The 18,873-nt window shown below is 45.1% G+C and carries 19 protein-coding genes and 1 riboswitch; of the genes, 6 read left to right on the top strand and 13 right to left on the bottom strand.

The features are described 5' to 3' along the window. Nucleotides 1-8 precede the first annotated feature (8 nt). The 4 genes from LRR81_RS19185 (at nt 9) to LRR81_RS19170 (ending at nt 2,492) form a co-directional block, all read left to right on the top strand. Nucleotides 9-1,169 carry an amidohydrolase gene (locus LRR81_RS19185; protein ID WP_231791022.1) on the top strand — a complete coding sequence of 387 codons (1,161 nt, stop codon included), beginning with the start codon at nt 9-11 and terminating at the stop codon, nt 1,167-1,169. A 263-nt stretch (nt 1,170-1,432) separates the two neighbouring features. After that, a complete protein-coding gene (locus tag LRR81_RS19180; protein ID WP_231791021.1) occupies nt 1,433-1,996 on the top strand; it encodes a GNAT family N-acetyltransferase in 564 nt (187 codons plus the stop codon). 111 nt (nt 1,997-2,107) lie between these two features. After that, the gene (locus LRR81_RS19175) at nt 2,108-2,224 is read left to right on the top strand and encodes a YfhE family protein (protein ID WP_231791020.1); all 117 of its coding nucleotides are present in this window, start codon (nt 2,108-2,110) and stop codon (nt 2,222-2,224) included. Nucleotides 2,225-2,300: 76 nt separating this feature from the next. Further along, nucleotides 2,301-2,492 carry a YfhD family protein gene (locus tag LRR81_RS19170; RefSeq protein ID WP_231791019.1) on the top strand — a complete coding sequence of 64 codons (192 nt, stop codon included), beginning with the start codon at nt 2,301-2,303 and terminating at the stop codon, nt 2,490-2,492. A 526-nt stretch (nt 2,493-3,018) separates the two neighbouring features. Here the strand turns inward: LRR81_RS19170 and LRR81_RS19165 are convergent. Genes LRR81_RS19165 through nagA form a run of 3 tightly spaced genes read right to left on the bottom strand, consistent with a single transcriptional unit; the run spans nt 3,019 to nt 5,672 of the window. Continuing rightward, nucleotides 3,019-3,741, bottom strand: coding sequence for a GntR family transcriptional regulator (locus LRR81_RS19165; RefSeq protein WP_231791018.1), 723 nt, complete (start codon nt 3,739-3,741; stop codon nt 3,019-3,021). Further along, a complete protein-coding gene (gene nagB, locus LRR81_RS19160; protein WP_231791017.1) occupies nt 3,734-4,492 on the bottom strand; it encodes a glucosamine-6-phosphate deaminase in 759 nt (252 codons plus the stop codon). Before nagB ends, LRR81_RS19165 begins: the two co-directional genes overlap by 8 nt. Next, nucleotides 4,479-5,672, bottom strand: coding sequence for an N-acetylglucosamine-6-phosphate deacetylase (gene nagA, locus LRR81_RS19155; RefSeq protein ID WP_231791059.1), 1,194 nt, complete (start codon nt 5,670-5,672; stop codon nt 4,479-4,481). Before nagA ends, nagB begins: the two co-directional genes overlap by 14 nt. 160 nt (nt 5,673-5,832) lie before the next feature. On the opposite strand from nagA, the gene LRR81_RS19150 reads away from it, so the two are divergent. After that, nucleotides 5,833-6,105 carry a YciI family protein gene (locus LRR81_RS19150; protein ID WP_231791016.1) on the top strand — a complete coding sequence of 91 codons (273 nt, stop codon included), beginning with the start codon at nt 5,833-5,835 and terminating at the stop codon, nt 6,103-6,105. A 172-nt stretch (nt 6,106-6,277) separates the two neighbouring features. Here LRR81_RS19150 and LRR81_RS19145 read toward each other — a convergent pair whose 3' ends face one another. The 8 genes from LRR81_RS19145 to LRR81_RS19110 all read right to left on the bottom strand — a co-directional run bounded on the left by LRR81_RS19145 (nt 6,278) and on the right by LRR81_RS19110 (nt 15,549). Beyond that, nucleotides 6,278-6,985: an ABC transporter ATP-binding protein gene (locus tag LRR81_RS19145; protein ID WP_231791015.1), complete on the bottom strand. Its 708-nt coding sequence runs from the start codon at nt 6,983-6,985 to the stop codon at nt 6,278-6,280. Continuing rightward, the gene (locus LRR81_RS19140) at nt 6,985-7,764 is read right to left on the bottom strand and encodes an ABC transporter ATP-binding protein (RefSeq protein WP_231791014.1); all 780 of its coding nucleotides are present in this window, start codon (nt 7,762-7,764) and stop codon (nt 6,985-6,987) included. The genes LRR81_RS19145 and LRR81_RS19140 overlap by 1 nt, the downstream gene beginning before the upstream one ends. Further along, complete coding sequence (locus LRR81_RS19135) at nt 7,739-8,713, bottom strand: branched-chain amino acid ABC transporter permease (RefSeq protein WP_231791013.1); 975 nt, start codon at nt 8,711-8,713, stop codon at nt 7,739-7,741. Before LRR81_RS19135 ends, LRR81_RS19140 begins: the two co-directional genes overlap by 26 nt. Before the next feature lie 13 nt (nt 8,714-8,726). Further along, nucleotides 8,727-9,605, bottom strand: a complete 879-nt coding sequence (locus tag LRR81_RS19130) for a branched-chain amino acid ABC transporter permease (protein WP_231791012.1) — start codon at nt 9,603-9,605, stop codon at nt 8,727-8,729. 61 nt (nt 9,606-9,666) lie between these two features. Next, nucleotides 9,667-10,833, bottom strand: coding sequence for an ABC transporter substrate-binding protein (locus LRR81_RS19125; protein WP_231791011.1), 1,167 nt, complete (start codon nt 10,831-10,833; stop codon nt 9,667-9,669). Between the two features lie 614 nt (nt 10,834-11,447). Beyond that, complete coding sequence (locus LRR81_RS19120) at nt 11,448-13,244, bottom strand: sensor histidine kinase (protein WP_231791010.1); 1,797 nt, start codon at nt 13,242-13,244, stop codon at nt 11,448-11,450. Between the two features lie 16 nt (nt 13,245-13,260). Beyond that, complete coding sequence (locus LRR81_RS19115) at nt 13,261-14,256, bottom strand: BMP family ABC transporter substrate-binding protein (RefSeq protein ID WP_231791009.1); 996 nt, start codon at nt 14,254-14,256, stop codon at nt 13,261-13,263. Between the two features lie 360 nt (nt 14,257-14,616). Continuing rightward, complete coding sequence (locus tag LRR81_RS19110; RefSeq protein ID WP_231791008.1) at nt 14,617-15,549, bottom strand: sensor domain-containing diguanylate cyclase; 933 nt, start codon at nt 15,547-15,549, stop codon at nt 14,617-14,619. Between the two features lie 80 nt (nt 15,550-15,629). After that, nucleotides 15,630-15,713, bottom strand: a riboswitch (cyclic di-GMP riboswitch). Nucleotides 15,714-15,858: 145 nt separating this feature from the next. Here LRR81_RS19110 and LRR81_RS19105 point away from each other — a divergent pair. Further along, nucleotides 15,859-16,239 carry an ion channel gene (locus LRR81_RS19105; RefSeq protein WP_231791007.1) on the top strand — a complete coding sequence of 127 codons (381 nt, stop codon included), beginning with the start codon at nt 15,859-15,861 and terminating at the stop codon, nt 16,237-16,239. A gap of 25 nt (nt 16,240-16,264) precedes the next feature. Here the strand turns inward: LRR81_RS19105 and LRR81_RS19100 are convergent, their stop codons facing one another. Further along, complete coding sequence (locus LRR81_RS19100) at nt 16,265-16,990, bottom strand: glycosyltransferase (RefSeq protein ID WP_231791006.1); 726 nt, start codon at nt 16,988-16,990, stop codon at nt 16,265-16,267. Between the two features lie 130 nt (nt 16,991-17,120). After that, nucleotides 17,121-18,602, bottom strand: a complete 1,482-nt coding sequence (gene nagE, locus LRR81_RS19095; RefSeq protein WP_231791005.1) for an N-acetylglucosamine-specific PTS transporter subunit IIBC — start codon at nt 18,600-18,602, stop codon at nt 17,121-17,123. Nucleotides 18,603-18,873 lie beyond the last annotated feature (271 nt).

The raw sequence follows: 18,873 nt of genomic DNA, 5'->3' as shown, positions 1-18,873 counted from the left end.
AGCCTCACATGAATGAAATTTTATTTAAAAATGCTACCATTTTTCCGATAACAGACAACCCGCTTTATGCCAGCGATCTTCTTGTGAAAAATGGAAAAATCGCAGCTATAGGCAAAAACATCGCTGCATCTGAACAAGCTGTTGTGATTGAATGTGATGACCAGTTTTTATTCCCTGGATTTATTGATGTTCACACTCATCTCGGTTTATATGATGAAGGAACAGGCTGGGCCGGCAATGATGCAAATGAAACGATTGAGCCGCTGACACCTCATATAAGGGCATTTGACAGCGTGCATCCGCAAGACCATGGCTTCCGCGACGCCGTTTCGCACGGCATTACGACTGTCCACATTATGCCGGGAAGCGCGAATGTCATAGGGGGCACTACATCTGTCATTAAAACCTGGGGGAAAAACATTTCGAATATGCTCATCCAGGAAACAGCAGGACTGAAAATCGCGCTTGGAGAAAATCCGAAGCGCATTCACAGCAATGGGAACAAAGAATCCATTACCAGAATGGGTATTATGGGGATGCTCCGCGAAGCTTTTTTCAAAGCCCGCTTTTGCGATGAAAAAGATGACTTCCGCTCCCTGCCGATTAAGCGCGCGCTGAACAGGGAAATTCCTGTCCGCATCCACGCTCATCGTGCAGACGATATTTTATCAGCCATCCGGTTTGCGGAGGAGTTTAATCTGGACTACCGGATTGAGCACTGCACAGAAGGCCATTTGATCGCAGAAGAATTTGCCGGGAAAAATGCCAAGGTCAGCGTCGGTCCGACTTTAACAAGAAGGTCAAAGGTTGAGCTGAGAAACAAGAGCTGGCAGACCTATAAAGCTCTCTCCGATCAAGGTGTGGAAGTATCAATTACTACGGATCATCCTTATACCCCTATTCAGTACTTAAACATCGTGGCAGCGCTTGCGGTCAGAGAAGGACTTGATGAGCAAAAAGCAATAGAAGGCATTACAATTAATCCTGCGAGGAACCTGAAGCTTGACGACCGGGTAGGCAGTCTTGAGGTTGGAAAAGACGCAGATTTAGTGCTCTGGAGCCATCATCCCTTCTACTATATGGCGAAACCGCAGCTCACAATGATTGACGGAATTCCCGTTTTTTCAGACGAAAATTGGGGTCAAAAAAACAGGCTGAAAATCAATTAATAAAGTTAAAAAAAACCATAAAAAAGTTGTTTCCTTTTTTCTTTTTTTCGAGTATGATACGTATGAAAAGCATGAAGTTTTTCGTCTGCAGTGACAACTGAATTGACCATATATCGTTATGGGAAGGCAAATGGTGCGCCACCAGTGTGACTGGTTCTAGTGGGTTCGATTCCCACCCCGAAATTTTTTGGAGCTACAATAAAAAATTTCGAGGGTGGGGGCTTATTTAGCATACTTCTGCCCTCAATTGGAGGGAGAGTATTATGCTTAAGAAACGTGACATTCACGACAGCTACGCGCTTTACGAACTCATGCAGCACCCGGATGTCTTCCCGTTTGTTCGTCATAAAGCCTCATCAATTGAAGAGTACCTGTTTTTAACAAAGCAAACGATTGAAGCGGAAGAGCGCGGTGAATTGATCTCACGTACCATTCTTGACGAATGGGGCTCTCCAATTGGCACAATCAGTCTCTTTGATATTCAGGAAGGGGCCGGCTTTCTCGGCACCTGGATCGGCAAGGATTACCACGGCAAGGGCTACAACAAGCTAGCTAAAGATGCGTTCTTCAACGAACTGTTCTATGAACTGGACGTTCACACCATTTTCATGCGCATCCGCAAAGTGAACATCCGCTCCACGAAAGCAGCGGAAAAGCTGCCTTACGTCATTAACTCAAACGAGACAAGAGCTGCTCTATTGGAACAAATCAACGAAGGCCAGGATATCTACAACCTGTTTGAAATTCCTAAGGACCTTTACACCTTTGATGCCGTCCGCTGTGCCCATACAGCTGAAACGGAAGAGCATCATCTCAAAGAAGCATAAGTGCAAGCCTGCTCTGAAACGAGCAGGCTTTTTTGTATGCTAAATGGCCAGCCCGGCGGTATGGAATAGCTGCCTCCTGACGAAACTAAATATGTAAAGGAGGGATGCTTAATGGCTGACAAAAAACACGGTGGCAAAAACACCCTTTCGAACGCCCAGAAGGTTACATACCAAAAAGAATTTAAAAGAGCTGACAGAGCTGGAGGATATAAGGATAAAAGACACTAACTGCCATCATACTCTCCCCTGATAAAAGCCATCCTATAAAAGAACATTACGTTCAACTTTTAAGGGGGGCTTTGCGATGGGAAGAGGACATAAACAGCACACAAGAGACAAAAACAAAGGTTCTTTGCCACAGGTTCCAAAAAACCTGAAGAAGGAAACTGACGGTGTTTATGAAGAATTCTCCACTGAGCTTGCCGACAAAAACGACATGCAGGCTCAAGCCCGCTCTAAAGCAGCAAACCAGCGCCAAACCCGCAGTAAGCGATAAGGTGCAGAAAGCCTGACGGTTAAGTCAGGCTTTTTTATTTTGGCTCTCTTAAATTTGGCTGTTGATTTCCGTTGCAGTCGTCCGCTTTCCGCGGGGCGGGCCGCTTGAGCCTCCCCGCCGCTTCGCGCCTCCTTAGGTCTCACCTGTCCCGCTGCTCCCGCAGGAGTCTCCCGCCTGCCACTCCAATCAACAGGTGCTGAAAAATCGGATTTCTTCTTTAACATAGCTTAAAACTTAAGTGCAATATGTGCTGGTATAGAGATGGGCTGCTGATATTGGCGAACTTGCATTTAGGCAGTTTGAAACCGGCTCTTCTATTAACTAAGAGCCGGTTTTTGGGGTAAGTTCTTGTATGAAGTGCAGCTTTTTTCACTTTTCTAGCTGCAGTACCTGTGACTGCCTGCCGATATCGGCGGATGGCTGACTCTTATCGGCGGATCCAAACCAGATATCGGCGAAATTTCAAATATATCGAGCACTTTTTCCTGGTGACCCGGCAGTTTAAAACCGCCTCCTCCATTAACTCCTACCGCTCCATCTCCACCGCAAACTTATACCGGTCTGCTCTATAATAGGAATCCACAACTTCAAATACTGTGCCGTCTTTTAGCCGGGTTTTCCTCATAATGCAGAGGATGGGTGAGCCCTCTTTCACTTCCAGCATGGCTGCCTCTCGTTTTTTTGCTGTAACAGCTTCAAGCTCCTGAACGGCCTGGCCGATTTCAAGGCCTGCCATACTTTCTGCATAGTCATAGATAGAGCTTTTTGCAAGCTCTATCGTAAGTTCAGGCAAAAGGTGTGCCGGCACATAGAGCGATTCATAGGCCATTGGCGTTCCGTCCGCAAGCCGGATGCGCTTTATTTCAAATACTTGTGTTCCTGCTTCAATTTCGAGTTTCCCGGCCAATGTAATAGAGGCTGGGATTTTATTAAAATGGATCATAATGGTCTCTGGTTCGAGACCCCGTTTTTTCATTTCTTCCGTAAAACTGGTCAGGCCTTTTAAGTTTTGCTTGAATTTTTTCTGAGCAATAAAGGTTCCTTTTCCGCGCTTTCTCTCTAGAAAGCCTTCTGTGACAAGGTTGCTGATAGCCTGCCGCACAGTCATTCTGCTGATAGAATAGATTTCTGAGTATTCTCTTTCAGATGGCAGCGTGTCACCAGGGTGAAGCACACCATCTTCAATTTGTTTTTTGATTCCTTCCTCAAGCTGATAGTAGATCGGAAGGGGAGATTCCTTATTAATCATGGCCAAGTACCTTTTTCTGTTCCTTTGTGAGTTTGGACAGGGCATCCTTGTCAGCGATGATGACGACATTGGAATGCTGCTTCAGAACAGTTGCGGGAATGTCTTCCGTCACCTCTTCATCAGCGAGCTTTTGCAGAATATCGGCTTTTTTCATTCCAGAAGCAAGCAGGAGAATCTGCCTGCTTTTCAAAATGGAGGCAATCCCCATTGTTACCGCCCGGTCTGGCACTTCTTCGGCTGAGTTAAAATACCGGGCATTCGCTGCTTTGGTTGACGGGGTTAACCGGACAAGGTGCGTTTTCGTTTCAAACGCTGTGCCTGGTTCATTAAAGCCGATATGTCCATTTTCCCCAATGCCAAGCAGCTGCAGGTCAATCCCTCCGTATTCCTCCATCAGTCTGTCATATTCCCTGCACGCTTCCTCCATGTCCTGTGCCATGCCGTCTGGAAGATGATTTTTTCCCTTTTGAAAATCCACGTGCTTGAAAAAATTCTCCTCCATATAATAATGGTAGCTGTTACGATCTTCTTTTTGCATTCCTTCATACTCATCCAAGTTAAAGCTTGCCGCTCTCTGAAACGTTACTTTTCCGCTGCGAAAATCGCGGATCAGCTGTTCATATGTTCCGGTTACTGTTCCCCCTGTTGCCAGTCCTAAAATAAGATCAGGCTTTTCCGCAATAGCTGCTTCGATAAAAGCTGCCGCTTTCCGGCTCATATCCTGGTAATCTGCTGCTTCAATCAGCCGCATGGCCATCCCCTTCTTTCTGAAAAGAAATTTTCCCCCTGCAGATGGTTAAAAGAATATTGTGATCGCTGTCTAACACAACAAGATCCGCATCCTTTCCGCTTCTGATGCTCCCTTTCCTGCTGTACGCACCGATTTGCCTGGCAGGATTCACCGCTGTCATTTGAATAATATCTTCTATTGTACAGCCAGCAAAAGCCATCATATTGCTTGCCGCATCCCTCATGCGCAAAATGCTTCCGGCTAGGGTTCCGTCTTTTAAGGTAGCTTTTCCGTCTTTCACATCAACATCCTGCCCGCCGAGGTCATATGTTCCGTTGCTCAGGCACTTTGCTCTCATCGCATCTGTAATGAGCACAACCTTTTCGCAGCCTTTATTCCTGTAGGCAAGCTTCACCATCGGAGGAGAGATATGAACGCCATCCACAATCATTTCTGCAGTGATGCGGTCATCCAGAAGCACACTGCCGACAACTCCCGGCTCTCTGTGATGAAGCGGGCTCATCCCGTTATACAAATGAGTCGCATGAGTGATCCCAGCCTCTACTCCTGCCAGCACTTCCTCATGATTGGCGTCAGAATGGCCAATGGACGCTGTTACGCCGTTCCTTTTTAAATAAGCCGCAAGCTCAAGTCCGCCCGGCCTTTCAGGTGCAAGCGTAACAAGGCGAATCGCGTTCCTTGAGAGCTCCTGCCACCTTTTAAACAGTTCTGTATCAGGCTCTATAATATGCCCCGGATGCTGAGCACCTGCTCTTTTCGGAGATAAAAAGGGCCCCTCCAAATGGATGCCCAGCACTTCGGCACTGCCAGGCTTCCCATGCACCCGCATGTACTCGCCTGCATTTTGGATCGCTTTTTCAATATTCTCTTTTGAGCCTGTCATGGTTGTGGCAAGAAAGCTGGTTGTGCCTTCTTCCGGAAGAAGGCTTGTCATCGTATCAAGCGCTTCTTTTCCTGTATCCATCACATCTGCCCCGCCTGCTCCGTGAATGTGGAGATCAATCATGCCGGGAATGAGCTGCTCTTTTCCAGTGAACTCCAGGACTCTCAATCCAGAAACATCTTTTTTCCATTCCCTGCCTGTTTCCGCAATTCTTTCTCCATCAATTAGCACATAGCCGTTCGGTATGGTTTCTTCTTCTGCATGCACCGTTACATTTTTTATTAGCAGCATGTCCAGCCATCAACTTCCCTTCTTTATGATCCTATTTTAAGTGTATCACCGCTTCTAACTAGTTGTCTATACCAATTAAAAGATGTCTCTCGACCTATATTGACAAGATACCCGAATGTTTTATAATTAAATGCGAACATATATTCGATGAAGGAGGAGAAATAAGATGAAGCAGTTTTTAATTTTTCTAAGAGACAAAGACGGCTCAGAGCTTACCCCAGAGGTGATACAATCTCATGAAAATTACGTAGAGAAGCTTAAAAGACAGGGTTCTCTGAAGATTTGCGGTCCTTTTGCAGGAAACGACAAAGCCTTTTTTATTTATAGCAGCGAAAATATCGGCCAGGCTGCAGCACTCCTGCTAAACGATCCCATTATGAAGGAAAAGGCATTCGGTTCATACGAAATTCATGAATTCCATGAGGAAAACAGAGCATGATCTGTTGATAACTTATCCACAAGACTGTGAATATTGTTAATAAATTGGTGGATACCTCACCAATGAAGCATTTTTTATACACAGACTTATCCACATCGGCTTATGTTCTGTTGATAACTCTTTTCAGCATATAAAAAAGCCAACCTGCCGCAGCGGACAGACTGGCTATAGTTCAATGGCCGCCAAGATAGGCCATTTTGATTTCGTCACTTGTGTAAAGCTCATCAGGAGATCCTGAAAGCACTACTTTTCCTGTTTCCAGCACATATGCCCTTTCAGCAACCGAAAGCGCCATATTGGCATTCTGCTCAACGAGGAGAATGGTAGTGCCTGTTTCGTTTATCTCTTTAATGATACGGAAGATCGTCTGAACCAAAAGCGGCGCCAAGCCCATTGAAGGCTCATCTAAAATAAGGAGCCGCGGTTCTGCCATCAGCGCCCTTCCCATTGCAAGCATTTGCTGCTCTCCTCCTGAGAGGGTTCCCGCATGCTGTTTTTTCCGTTCAAGCAGGCGCGGGAAAAGATGATACACTCTTTCAAAATCATTTTTAATTCCTTTTTTATCTTTTCTTAAAAAGGCGCCAAGCTCAAGGTTTTCTTCTACAGACATGTTGGCAAAAACCCTTCTGCCTTCAGGTACGTGAGAGATTCCCTTTTTGACGATCCATTGCGCCTGCTTCCCTCCGATCGACTGTTCCTCATAGAGAATTTTCCCTTGCTTCGGCTTGATTAAGCCGGATATCGTTTTCAGCAGGGTGCTTTTTCCGGCTCCATTCGCTCCAATCAGCGTCACGATTTCCCCCTGATTCACTTCAAGCGAAACGCCTTTCAAAGCATGTATGCTGCCATAGTAGACATTCAGGTCCTGGATGTGAAGCATTATGAGACCTCCTCCCCTAGATAGGCTTCAATCACCTTCGGATTGTTTCTGATTTCTGAAGGCGCTCCGTCTGCGATCAAGAGGCCATGGTCAAGAACGTAAATTCTTTCGCAAACTCCCATAACGAGCGGCATATCATGCTCAATCAAAAGAATGGCAAGGCTGAATTTTTCGCGGATAAAGCCAATCAGGTTCATCAGTGCCTCTGTTTCTTTATTGTTCATTCCTGCAGCAGGTTCATCAAGCAGCAATAGCTTCGGCCCTGCTGCAAGGGCCCGCGCAATTTCAAGCCTGCGCTGCTGGCCGTATGGAAGGTTTTTCGCTTTTTCATGCCGGTATTGCTCAAGGCCGAAAATGGATAGGTAGTGGAGGGCTTTTTCTTCCATTTCTTTTTCACCAGAAAAATGAGCCGGCAAACGGAAAATGGACTGCAGCATCCTGTGGCTTGACTGGGTATGGCAGGCAACCTTCACATTATCAAGAACAGACAGTTCTCCAAAAAGGCGGATGTTCTGAAAGGTTCTGCTGATGCCCTTCCGTGTGATCTGATAAGGCGCAAGGCCATTCAGCTTTTCGCCGTTCAGCTGGATGCTGCCCTCCGTTGGAACATAAACTCCTGTCAGCAGGTTAAAGAAGGTGGTTTTGCCTGCCCCGTTCGGTCCAATCAGACCGACCAGCTCATTTTCGCGGATTTCCAGGTTCACCTCTGAGACAGCCTTCAAGCCTCCAAAGCGGATGCCAGCCTTATCTACTTTAAGCAACGGTGTGTTTGCTGCCATCAGATTTCACTCCTCCCGGCTGTTTTTGTTTTTTAAAGAAAGAAGTGATTTCTCTCGTTCCCATCAGACCCTGCGGACGGTAGAGCATCATGACAATCAGCACAAGGCTGTAAATAATCATCCGTGTTTCCGGATACTCCTGAAGGAAAGCGGAAATGATCGTGAGCAGCACAGCTGCGATCACAGCGCCGGACATGCTTCCAAGACCGCCAAGCACAACGAAAATCAAAATATCAAATGACTTTAAAAATCCGAAATTCGTCGGCTGAATAATATAAAAGTTGTGAGCAAACAAGCCTCCTGCTATGCCGGCAAAAAAAGATCCGATCATAAAAGCGGCCACCTTGTAATAGGTTGTATTGATGCCCATTGCATCTGCTGCAATTTCATTTTCCCTGATTGCAATGCAGGCGCGTCCATGAGTGGAATTTGTAAAGTTTGCAATGACGATGATACAAAGAATTACGCACCCGAACACCCACGGCCAGTCAGTCAGATGAGTGACCTGCATGCCGCTTGCTCCGCCGACATAATCTGTGTTCAAAAAGACGATCCGGACAATTTCGCCAAACCCGAGGGTAGCAATCGCCAAATAATCCCCTTTCAGCCTGAGGCTCGGAAGCCCGATAATCAGTCCCGCAATGGCTGCAACAATCCCGCCTGCAAGCAGCGCCACCGGAAGAGGCATGCCGAGCTTCATCGTTGCGACTGCTGAGGCATAGGCCCCGACTGCAAGGAAGCCCGCATGTCCGATGGAGAATTGACCTGTAATGCCGATGATCAAATGAAGGCTGACAGCCAAAATAACATTGATGCCGATCGTTAACAGGATATTGACTAAAAATGAGTTCAGCATCCCTGAGCTGATAATCACCTGGCTGATAACAAAAAAGACGACAGCTGCTGCGATCCAGAGCCAGAAGCCTTTTGCCCGTTTAAGAGCTGGCATAAGACTGCCTCCTTTATACTTTTTCTCTCACATTTTTTCCGAATAAACCGGACGGACGGAAAATTAAAATTAAAATAAGGATAATAAATGCTGCACCGTCGCGCCACAGCGAGAAGCCTGATGCACTGACAAGCGCCTCGACAATCCCAAGCACAAGCCCGCCTGCCATTGCCCCGGGAATAATTCCGATCCCGCCAAGAACGGCGGCAACAAATGCCTTCAGTCCAGGAATAATCCCCATAAGCGGCTCGATTTTCGTGTAATAGGTGCCAAAGATGACCCCTGCTGCTCCCGCTAATGCGGAACCGATCGCAAATGTTGCTGAAATTGTTCTGTCTACATTGATTCCCATAAGCTTTGCAGCTTCCGTATCATGTGAAACAGCCCGCATCGCTTTCCCGATTTTAGTCCTGTGCACAATAAATTGAAGAATCGCCATCAGGACAAGCGATACACCGAGAATCATCAGCGACTGGCTGCTGATTGTAATGCTGCCAAAATGAAGTTCGCTTGCCGGAAGCACATCTTTAGGATAAGCTTCAGGCTGCGCTCCCCTGATATAAATAGTCCCGTACTCGATAAAAAGCGATACGCCGATCGCTGTTATAAGCGCGGCGATTCTTGTGGCGTTCCGCAGAGGCTTGTACGCAATCCGTTCAATAAGCACTCCAAACAGTGCACAAAAGGCCATGGCGATTAAAAGGGCCGGGAAAAACCCGATATGCAGAACCGATATGGAGTAAAAGCCGGCAAACGCCCCTATCATAAATACATCTCCATGCGCAAAGTTAATCAGCTTGACGATTCCGTATACCATTGTATAGCCGAGGGCTATCAGAGCATATATGCTGCCGAGAGAAATTCCGTTAACAAGCTGCTGAATAATTTCCACTAAAGTAACCCCCCTCTTCTCAATAAGAATGGGGGGGCATTGCCCCCCATCCGATGCCCTTTTATGGATTTACCTTTGAATTGAATTCCTGTTTGCCTTCCTTGTACTCAAGAATGGAAGCAGATTTAACCGGGTCATGATTTTTATCAAGCGTCAATTTTCCTGAGATCAGCTGAAGATCTTTCGTTGATGCAAGCGCCTCTTTGATTTTCTTGGGATCTGCAGAGCCTGCGCGCTTAATGGCATCAGCAAGGTAGTAAGCTGTATCATAGCCCAGAGCTGCGAATGCGTCTGGAGATTTGCTGCTGTATTTTGTTTGGTAGGCTTTGACAAAAGCCTGGATTTTCGGATCGCTGTCACCTGAAGAATAATGGTTTGTAATGAACGTGTTGTTCAGCGGAACAGCACCGGCAATTTCCGTAAGCTTCGGAGAATCCCAGCCGTCTCCGCCCATTATCGGCATCTTCAGTCCAATTTCACGGGCTTGCTTCACAATCAGGCCAACTTCTTCATAGTATCCAGGAAGGAAAATGAACTCAGGGTTTTTGGATCTGATGCGTGTCAATGTAGAATGGAAATCTGTATCCTTTGCCACATAAGCTTCTTCAGAAACAATAGAGCCGCCATTTTTCGTAAAGGATTCTTTAAAAGCACTTGCCAGACCCTTTGCATAATCACTGGAGCTGTCAATAAATACAGCCGCGGTTTTTACCTTCAATGTATTGGAAGCAAAGTTTGCTGCTACTGTGCCCTGGAACGGGTCAATGAAGCATGTGCGGAAAACATAATCATTCACTTTGCCATCTTTAACAGTGATAGCAGGGTTTGTTCCTGTCGGGGTAATCAGCGGTACTTTTTGGTCATTGGCAATCTGTACCTGCGCAATGGTATTCGTACTTGTAGCTGCTCCGATAATCGCTGCCACTTTATCCTGAGTGGCAAGCTTTAAGGCGCCGCTCGTTGCCTCAGAAGCATCTGACTTGTTATCAACTGATACAAGCTCAAGCTTTTTGCCGTCAATCCCTTTTTTATTGATTTCTTCAAGCGCAAGCTTCAGGCCCTCCGAAATAGATTGTCCATATGAGGCAACGCCCCCTGAAAGCTCAAGATTAGCACCGATTTTGATCGTATCTCCTCCAGAACCGGATGTTGAACTGCTGCACCCGGCCATCAGACTGGCCGTGACTGCCAAAGATAAAATGATGCCTGCCGTTTTTCTCTTTTTCATTAAATTTCCCCCTGTATTGATAGAATAAGAGCATTTTTACTTTCTTGTAAAATATCTCCTTTCTTTCAATATGTTTGAATAAATATAATATTCTGAAATCATTGTAACCAAAAGGGCCGCTTTCGTCTAGATCATTTGTATGAATTTTTTGAATAATATTACAGTGTTGCATTTAATAGGGAAAATCCTTGACGGCATCACCTTATTTGTATAAAGTTTATGCTCGCTTTTTCATAGCAGAAGAGCAGCCGCATGCGAAAAAATAGCCGTGCTGGCTGATTTCTGCCCCGTTCACAGTGTTTTAGGAGAATATTGAGCAAAAACGAAAGCTATTTGTTCCGTTTGCATCATTTTCGCTTTACTTCATTAAAGAAAATAGCTGAATATAGAGGTTTATATGCCGGTTAGAAGATTCTATATGCGGCTTTTGGATTTTTATTTGCAGGTTTTGAAAATTTACATGCTGGTCTTCTTCGTTTCTTGCAGGTCCAGGCGTTTATTGGCGGGTTCCTGGCTTTATGTGCAGGTCAACTCTTTTATGTGCGGATCCCTGCCCTTGCATATTCCACCCCACATAAAAAGACCAGAATGCAGCATTCTGATCTTCCAAAGCTCTATCTCAGCGGCAGCGAAATTAAAAAGACCGTTCCTTCTTCTGAAGAAGAAATGAGGGAAATGCTGCCGCCGTGATTTTCAATGATCCCTTTGACGATTGTAAGGCCAAGGCCTGTTCCTTTTTCTTTGGAGGTTGAGAAAGGCTCGAAAATAGTTTGCTGGATGTTTAGCGGAATTCCCGGGCCGTTATCCCGAAAGTATATATGATAGCTGTTATCTTTGATGCTGGAAGAAATAGAAACAGTGCCTTTCCCATTAATTGATTCCACACTATTGCGGATTAAATTGTGAAACACCTGCTTGATTTGCTTAGAATCCATATGAAGCGGTGCCCGCTCCAAATCAATCGTAAACTGAATTACTTCTGTATCATGCGTCTGCCTGATCAGCGGCAGTATTTCCTGAATGATATCCTCCAGGTAATGCTCATTTATGATGGGAGCACCGGGCTTTGCGGTCAGAAGCATTTCTTCAATAATCGAATTGATCCGTTCCAGCTCTTTCATCAGCAATTCCATGTGGTACTTCTCATTTTCTTCTTTTGAAAAAGAGTTTTTCATCAATGATAAAAACCCGTGTATAACGGCAAGCGGGTTTCGGATTTCATGTGCTGCCCCTGCTGCAATTTGTCCGACTAATGCAAGCTTTTCGGATTGATGCATCCGGCTTTCAAGAGAGTCCGTCTCTGTGATGTCAATAAAGTAAAAAATTCTTCCGATTACCTGCTGATCATCTCCGACAAGCTGGGACTGGGAGGTGAGCAGCTTCATCCTTTTACCCGGCGTGCAGAAAGCAACCTTCCTGTTTTGGCAGATTTCCTTTGAAAAAAGAAGATCCCAGAACGGCTGATTTTCCATCTCGCTTTCTTTTTGTCTTTCCAGATTTTGTGCATTCGTATGCAGAAGCTTTTCAGCTGACGTGTTTAAGGTGTATTCCTCTGCATCATCACTGTAAATAATGATTCCGACAGGAAGGGAATTTAATATCTGCTCTCTGAATTTTTTATCCGCAAGAATGAACTCGAAGGATTCCTTCAGCCTCCGAGACATTTTATTTATGGATAAAGACAGCTGGCTAAGCTCGGGCTGCAGAAATTCAGGAAGCGTCCGTCCGTACTGCCCGCCCGCTATTTGATCTACTTTCTCAGCCATTAGTTCAATTGGCCTTGAAAGGCTGGCACTGATTCTGTAAGAGGAATAGAGCGAAACAATAAGGGCAACTAATGTTAATAGGAGAAGGAGCCAAAGTGATTTTCTGATGATCGGCGGAAATTTCTCCGCATCATCCTGAAGATTGGAAAGTGTACTGCTTCTGCCCGCCCCGATTTCTTCCTGCAGCTTTCTGAGCTTTGGAAGATATTCGTCCTGAATATATTTTCTTGCTGCCTCATCATCCCCATAGTAAATCAGGCCGCTCACATTATTCTTAATTTCGAAATCCAGAAGCTCGATGTTCGTATTCAATTCTTCCAGTGACGCTGGAAGTCTTCCTTTTCCTTCGGCCGGTACAGGCTGATCGCTTTCAGCAAGGGCTTTGTATTGCTGCAGAAAATCCAGGCTTTCCCCGGATTTGACAAACTGTCTGGCCAGATAAGACTGCAGCCTGAGTTCTTCATTCCAATGAGAATACCAGACAAGCTCTGGAATTCGTTCCTCTTTCATCTTTCCGCTGACTTGATTAACCTCAGAAATGGAATGTACAAGAATAAGGGAAAAAATACTGAGCAAAAAGGTGATGGAAAGCAGGACCAAAAGAATTTTGCTTCTGAATGACATATTTCCGACAGTTTTAAACATTGCATCACCTGCTTAGCTAGAAAGATAATTCTCCCTTTTTGTATCTTGCCATTTCTTTCTCAATATACCGTTTCTCTTTCTCCGTGAACATAGGACCAAAAGGCGAGAGTCCATAGACACCGTCTTCTTCCTTCAGCATAACCCTTCCAGAGGAAATGCCCTTTTCACCGTAATAGTCCTTCATAATAGCGGTATAAATTTGCGGAACATCATTTGTCACACTTGTTAATATGGCTTCTTTCCCCATATAGGCCTGATCGTCAAGATAGCCAATCACGTACATGCTGTGATGCTTGGCGTATTCAATCACATCCCGGTTATACCCGTTGCCCTTTGAATACACCACATCAACCCCTTTGGCTTTGAGCTCTTCCAAAAGCTCAACCGCCCGCTTTCCATCATCCCTGCTGTTCACTACCCTATAATAAAATCTTGTTCCAGGCCTGTAATGTTTGATGGCCGCTTCAAACTCCGGATTTTTCGCCCTGCTTTCTGAAGCATCAATCAAGCCGATTTTTCCCGTTTTCGTCTTCATGACGGCAGCAAGCGCAGCAAAATACTCCACGTCACCCTGATCATACGTGTACACCGTCTGATTTGGATATTTCGCCTCGCCGTGGATGGTAATAAACTTTATTTTCGGATAATCAGGTGCCAGCTTGGCAAATACCCCGGAAAATTCTCTTCCGTGGCCAATCAGGATTTGATAGCCCTGATCAATATCTTTTTTTGCAGCTGATACCTGCTGTTCCTCTGTTCCAAGCTGGCTGTCAACCTTTGCATCAGCAGGAAACTGTCTCTCGATTTTTAATTTCCCCTTGTAAGCAAGACTTCCCCAGCTTTGATCTTCAATCACATCTGAAGTAAGAATGGCCACTTTGGTTTGAACAGCAGGTTTTTTCTGCATATCTTTTAAAACATTATTTGCAAAAAACAATATGGCTGAAACGAGTGCTGCTAATGCTAATCCTGCGACGAAGATTACGATCCTAAGCTGTCTTGCTTGCCGCATAACATTCTCCTTTACTGCTGTTTTCTTTAGTATACTAAAGTTGGGTCTTTAAGACTATTTTAATTTTATAAAAAAGGCTTCAGTCTTACTCGTCCTCTATTTTCCTATTATATCAGATATTACCGTTGCTTTTACAAGGACATTCTAGTAGAATAATATACTTTTAATAGAAAAGCGCAAGCCGCTCGTTCAGCCCCGAAAAGCGCTGGAGGAAAATCCCGAAAAGTCCGGTCTTAGACTTTTTGGGATTTTTCGAAGCGACTCAGATCGGGCTAGCGGCTGGAGCTGGCCAACTTCTGAAAATCAGCGATCTAAGTAAATTTATATATTCTAATCTTAAAAAAAGAATGAACCCTCTCATTAGAGCTTCATTCCATTCTTTTTGCTTCTTTTGTTTTCATACATGTTTTTATCAGCTTTTTCAAAAAGCCGCTCCATTTCTCCTTTAGAGCTGCAGCAGGAGGCGATTCCTGCCGAGAAAGCAATATGGCTGCCATCCTCTTTCAGCTTCTCCTGAATTCCGGCCAGAAGCTTCTCGGCTTCCTGGCGCCCAGTGTTTTCCGCAAGAATGACAAACTCATCTCCGCCAATTCGGGAAATCGACATGGTGCTGTTTTCAAAGCTTTTCAGCGCTTTTGCAGTTTTCTTCAGCAGCTTGTCACCTGCTGCATGGCCGTATTGGTCATTCCACACTTTTAAATCATCAAGATCGAGCAGGATTAATGAAAGGGGAACATCCTGGTATTTTCCGTACTTTTCTATCTGCTCTTCAAAATAAACTCTGTTAAAAACCCCTGTCAGCCCGTCCTGGTAAATGCGCTGGATGAGATGGTTTTCCACCTCTCTCCTTGCATCTACATTGCGGATAATACCTTGAAGCGCCTTAAGTTCCCCTTTTTCGTATATTGGCAGGGTATATTCTTCAAACCATTTATAGTTGCCGCTGCTGTCTCGCCAGCGCTGCATAATCGGCTTTATGTAATCAATGCTTCCCTCTACTTTGTTTGAAAGGATCTCATAATCATGCGGATGGATGCGGTCAAATGCCGAATAGGCATTTTGATAGGCTTCCGCCACACTTCCCTCACCCAAAAAGTAATCCAGTGCAGGGCTTATATAATGATATTTTAATTCAGGCTTTACCTCACAGTAATAAATGATATCTCTTGCCTTTTCGGCCAGCTTGAATACCTGCTCCTGCAAAACGAGCTTTTTCCTTGCCTTCTCATGCCGCCATTCCATAAACAATACGGTAAAACAGATTCCCGCAATTACCCCGATGAATAACCCCATGTTTAAACCCTCGCCTTATTAAGATTCCAGAACCAGCGCAGGGTTTATGTAAAAAAAGCAGATCTCCGCTTTTCATTTTTACCGGCAGCTGGCTGGCATAATCAACGATTTTAGCCCCTTTAGCTTTGCGTCCCCGCCTTTCAGCGGATTTGCCTTTTGCAGTTTGTTATTTTATTACAATTATAGAGCAGATAGATAAATAGGTCAATATAACCATAAGTAGTTCTTTTTGCTTATATAAGTAAGTGTGTGTTGTCCGCTAAAACGGGTATTAATCCACTATCTTTTCAACGGAAAGGAACTGTGATTATGTTTCCGATCATCCATAAACATAAAACCATGACGGCCTTTTTTCTGTTCAGCGTTATTTATTTAACCCTTATTGTTCTGTTTTCAGCCATATATCTTATTCTTGAACTTACTGGAACCGGAAATTTAAAAGAGCATTACTTGCCGCACCAATCGCTCAGCATGTTCGACCTGATTGGGAAGTGCCTTTATTTCAGTCTTGTCACGAATCTTTCCGTCGGGTTTGGCGATATTACCCCTTTTGGAATTGCGCGGCTTTTCGCCTCTATGCAGGCCTTCATCGGATATTTGCTGCCGGTTGCCCTTGTGATTCATTTGTTCCCAAACGAAGTAAAAGAAGCAGAAGAGGATTTAGAAGAAAAAGCTAAAGGGGAAAATTAGAAAAGGAGCCCCTGAGGCTCCTTTTTTACTGATCAGCGGAAAGCTTGGTGAAAATCAGCTCAATCAGCTTCGGTCTGTAGTAGGCTTCAATTAAATTAATTTCATGCGCCATTTCAATGGCATGCTTTTTTGTACCTGATAAGTCATGCTGTCTGAAATGAGTAAGTGCATCATCATAATAATAGATTTTCAGTCCGCTTGTTATGAGCCTCATCCACATTTCATAATCCTGTGTGTACCGGAAAACCGGGTTAAAGTAGCCGTACTTCGTAAAAATGCTCTTTTTAAAAAGAATGGTGCAGCCGTTGATCAGGTTATAAATAGCGAGCGTTTTCGGCACTTCATGCTGGGCAGTGAGCCGAGGTCCGCTCCATGGCGTTGTTATGCTGCCCTTCTCATCAATGCAGGCATAATTGCTGAAGCTCGCGTCGATATTATTTTTTTGCATGAAGGCCATCTGCTGCTTGATTCTGTCCGGCAAATAAAGATCATCTGAGCTCAGCCAGGCAATATACTCTCCCTGTGCTGCTTTGAGCCCTTCATTTAAGGCTGTCGCGGTACCGCCGTTCTGCTTGCGGATCAGCTTAATCTTTTTCAAATAAGGATTGATTTTATTTCTGTACAAAAAAGAACCATCATCTACAACAATAATTTCAATATTAGGATAGGTCTGGCTTAAGGCGCTCTCAATTGCCTGATCCACATAGGAGCAATTGTAAAAGGGAATAATGATCGTTACTTTCGGATCCATGTTTTTCCTCCCGGCAAAATGATTTCGGTACTGGCGTCTGCTGATAAGATATGCAGGAGAAAACGATCTGTTTGGGCAGTATCCCTTTAACGGGAACGAAAAAGGGAAGCCGCTTGGCTTCCCTTGATTCTTAAGATATGCTTCTGATTTTAATCATTTCATCTGCTACAAACTGGACGGACGTTCCGACAATCACCTGGATATTGCGCGGCCCTACAATGTTGATGCCAGGCACGCCTGTTGCTTTAATTCTTGCCTGGTCCACTGCGTTCATATCTTTTACTTCAATGCGAAGGCGTGTCACACAGTTGTCAATGGACACAACGTTTGCGTTACCGCCAAGCCCTTGATAAATTTCACCAGCCATTGCTGAAAATTTGTCTTTCTTCGCAACAGCATTTCCCGCTGCCACTTCCCTGCCTGCGATGATTCCATCGCCGGCAGCAATGCTGTCATCTTCACGGCCAGGTGTCATGAGGTTGAATTTGCTGATCATGAAACGGAACAGCGTGTAATAAATCACTGCAAAAACCAAGCCCTGCACCATCAGCATAAACGGCATATTCACAAGCGGAAGCTTTAAGCTCAGCAAAAAGTCAATCAAGCCGGCACTGAAGCTGAACCCTGCCGTCCAATGGAAAAAGGAGGCGATCGCAAGCGAAAGACCAGTTAAAACAGCATGCAGCAAAAACAGCGGCGGTGCTGCAAACATAAAAGCAAATTCCAGCGGCTCTGTTACACCTGTTACAAAGGCAGCAACGCCCGCTGCAAGCATAAGCGAGGCAATCTCTTTCTTGCGGTTCGCTTTCGCAGCATGGTAAATGGCAAGGCCTGCTGCCGGAAGACCAAACATCATGACAGGGAAAAAGCCTGCCTGGTACATCCCTGTAATGCCCTTTGTTCCTTTGCCAGCCCAGAAATTGCCGATATCATTAATGCCGGCCACATCAAACCAGAATACTGCATTCAGTGCATGATGCAAACCGAGCGGGATAAGGAGACGGTTAAAAAATCCATATATCCCTGCGCCGACAAAGCCCAGGCTTGAAATGGCCGTTCCAAACGAAACAAGCCCTGAATACACAACAGGCCATACAAATAGGAAAATAAGTGAAACAACAAGCATCGCTGCAGCCGACATAATCGGCGCAAGCCGCTTCCCGCTGAAAAAGGCAAGCGCATCAATCAGCTTCACATGGCTGAAGCGGTTATACATAACAGAAGCAATAAGACCGGAAATAATTCCAATAAATGCATTATCAATCTTTCCAAAAGCAGGATTCACTTTTGCCGGATCTGACACACCTTGTAGCAATGCTACAGAATCACTTGAAAGCAGTGTGGTGATAACCAAAAAAGCCACAAGCCCGCTGAGCGCAGCAGCCCCGTCACGCTCCTTGGCCATACCAAGCGCAATTCCAACAGCAAATAAAATCGGAATATGATCCAAAATAGAGCCGCCTGCTTTTATCAGGAAAGCGGCATAAACATTCCCAGCACCCCATCCGGAAGGATCAATCCAGTGCCCAAGCCCCATCAAAATAGCGGCAACCGGAAGCACAGCAACAGGCAGCATCAGCGAGCGGCCCATTCTTTGCAGATAACTCATCATGAAGATTCCCCCAATTCTACTAGTCTTTGTAAGCGTATACATTACAATTATAACAGATTGAAGGATTCTTAAATGTGCAATTTTACCTGCTTGGGCGGTATATCCATTCCTGAATTTAGCTGCTGTTAATTTCGGGATAATGGAACCATCTGGAGAAACCAGGTTCATAAAGTAACGTCGTGTACGACATTCAAACACGGCTTTTAGTTAACAAAAGTGCCGGATTCCCCCTGCCGAGAAAGAGGTCGCCGGTATATTGATGAGTTCGCTG

This window comes from Metabacillus kandeliae (assembly GCF_021166585.1).
GTDB classification, from domain to species: domain Bacteria; phylum Bacillota; class Bacilli; order Bacillales; family Bacillaceae; genus Metabacillus_B; species Metabacillus_B kandeliae.
Note: the sequence above shows the minus strand (reverse complement) of the source record. Positions and strands in the feature narration are given on the sequence as shown.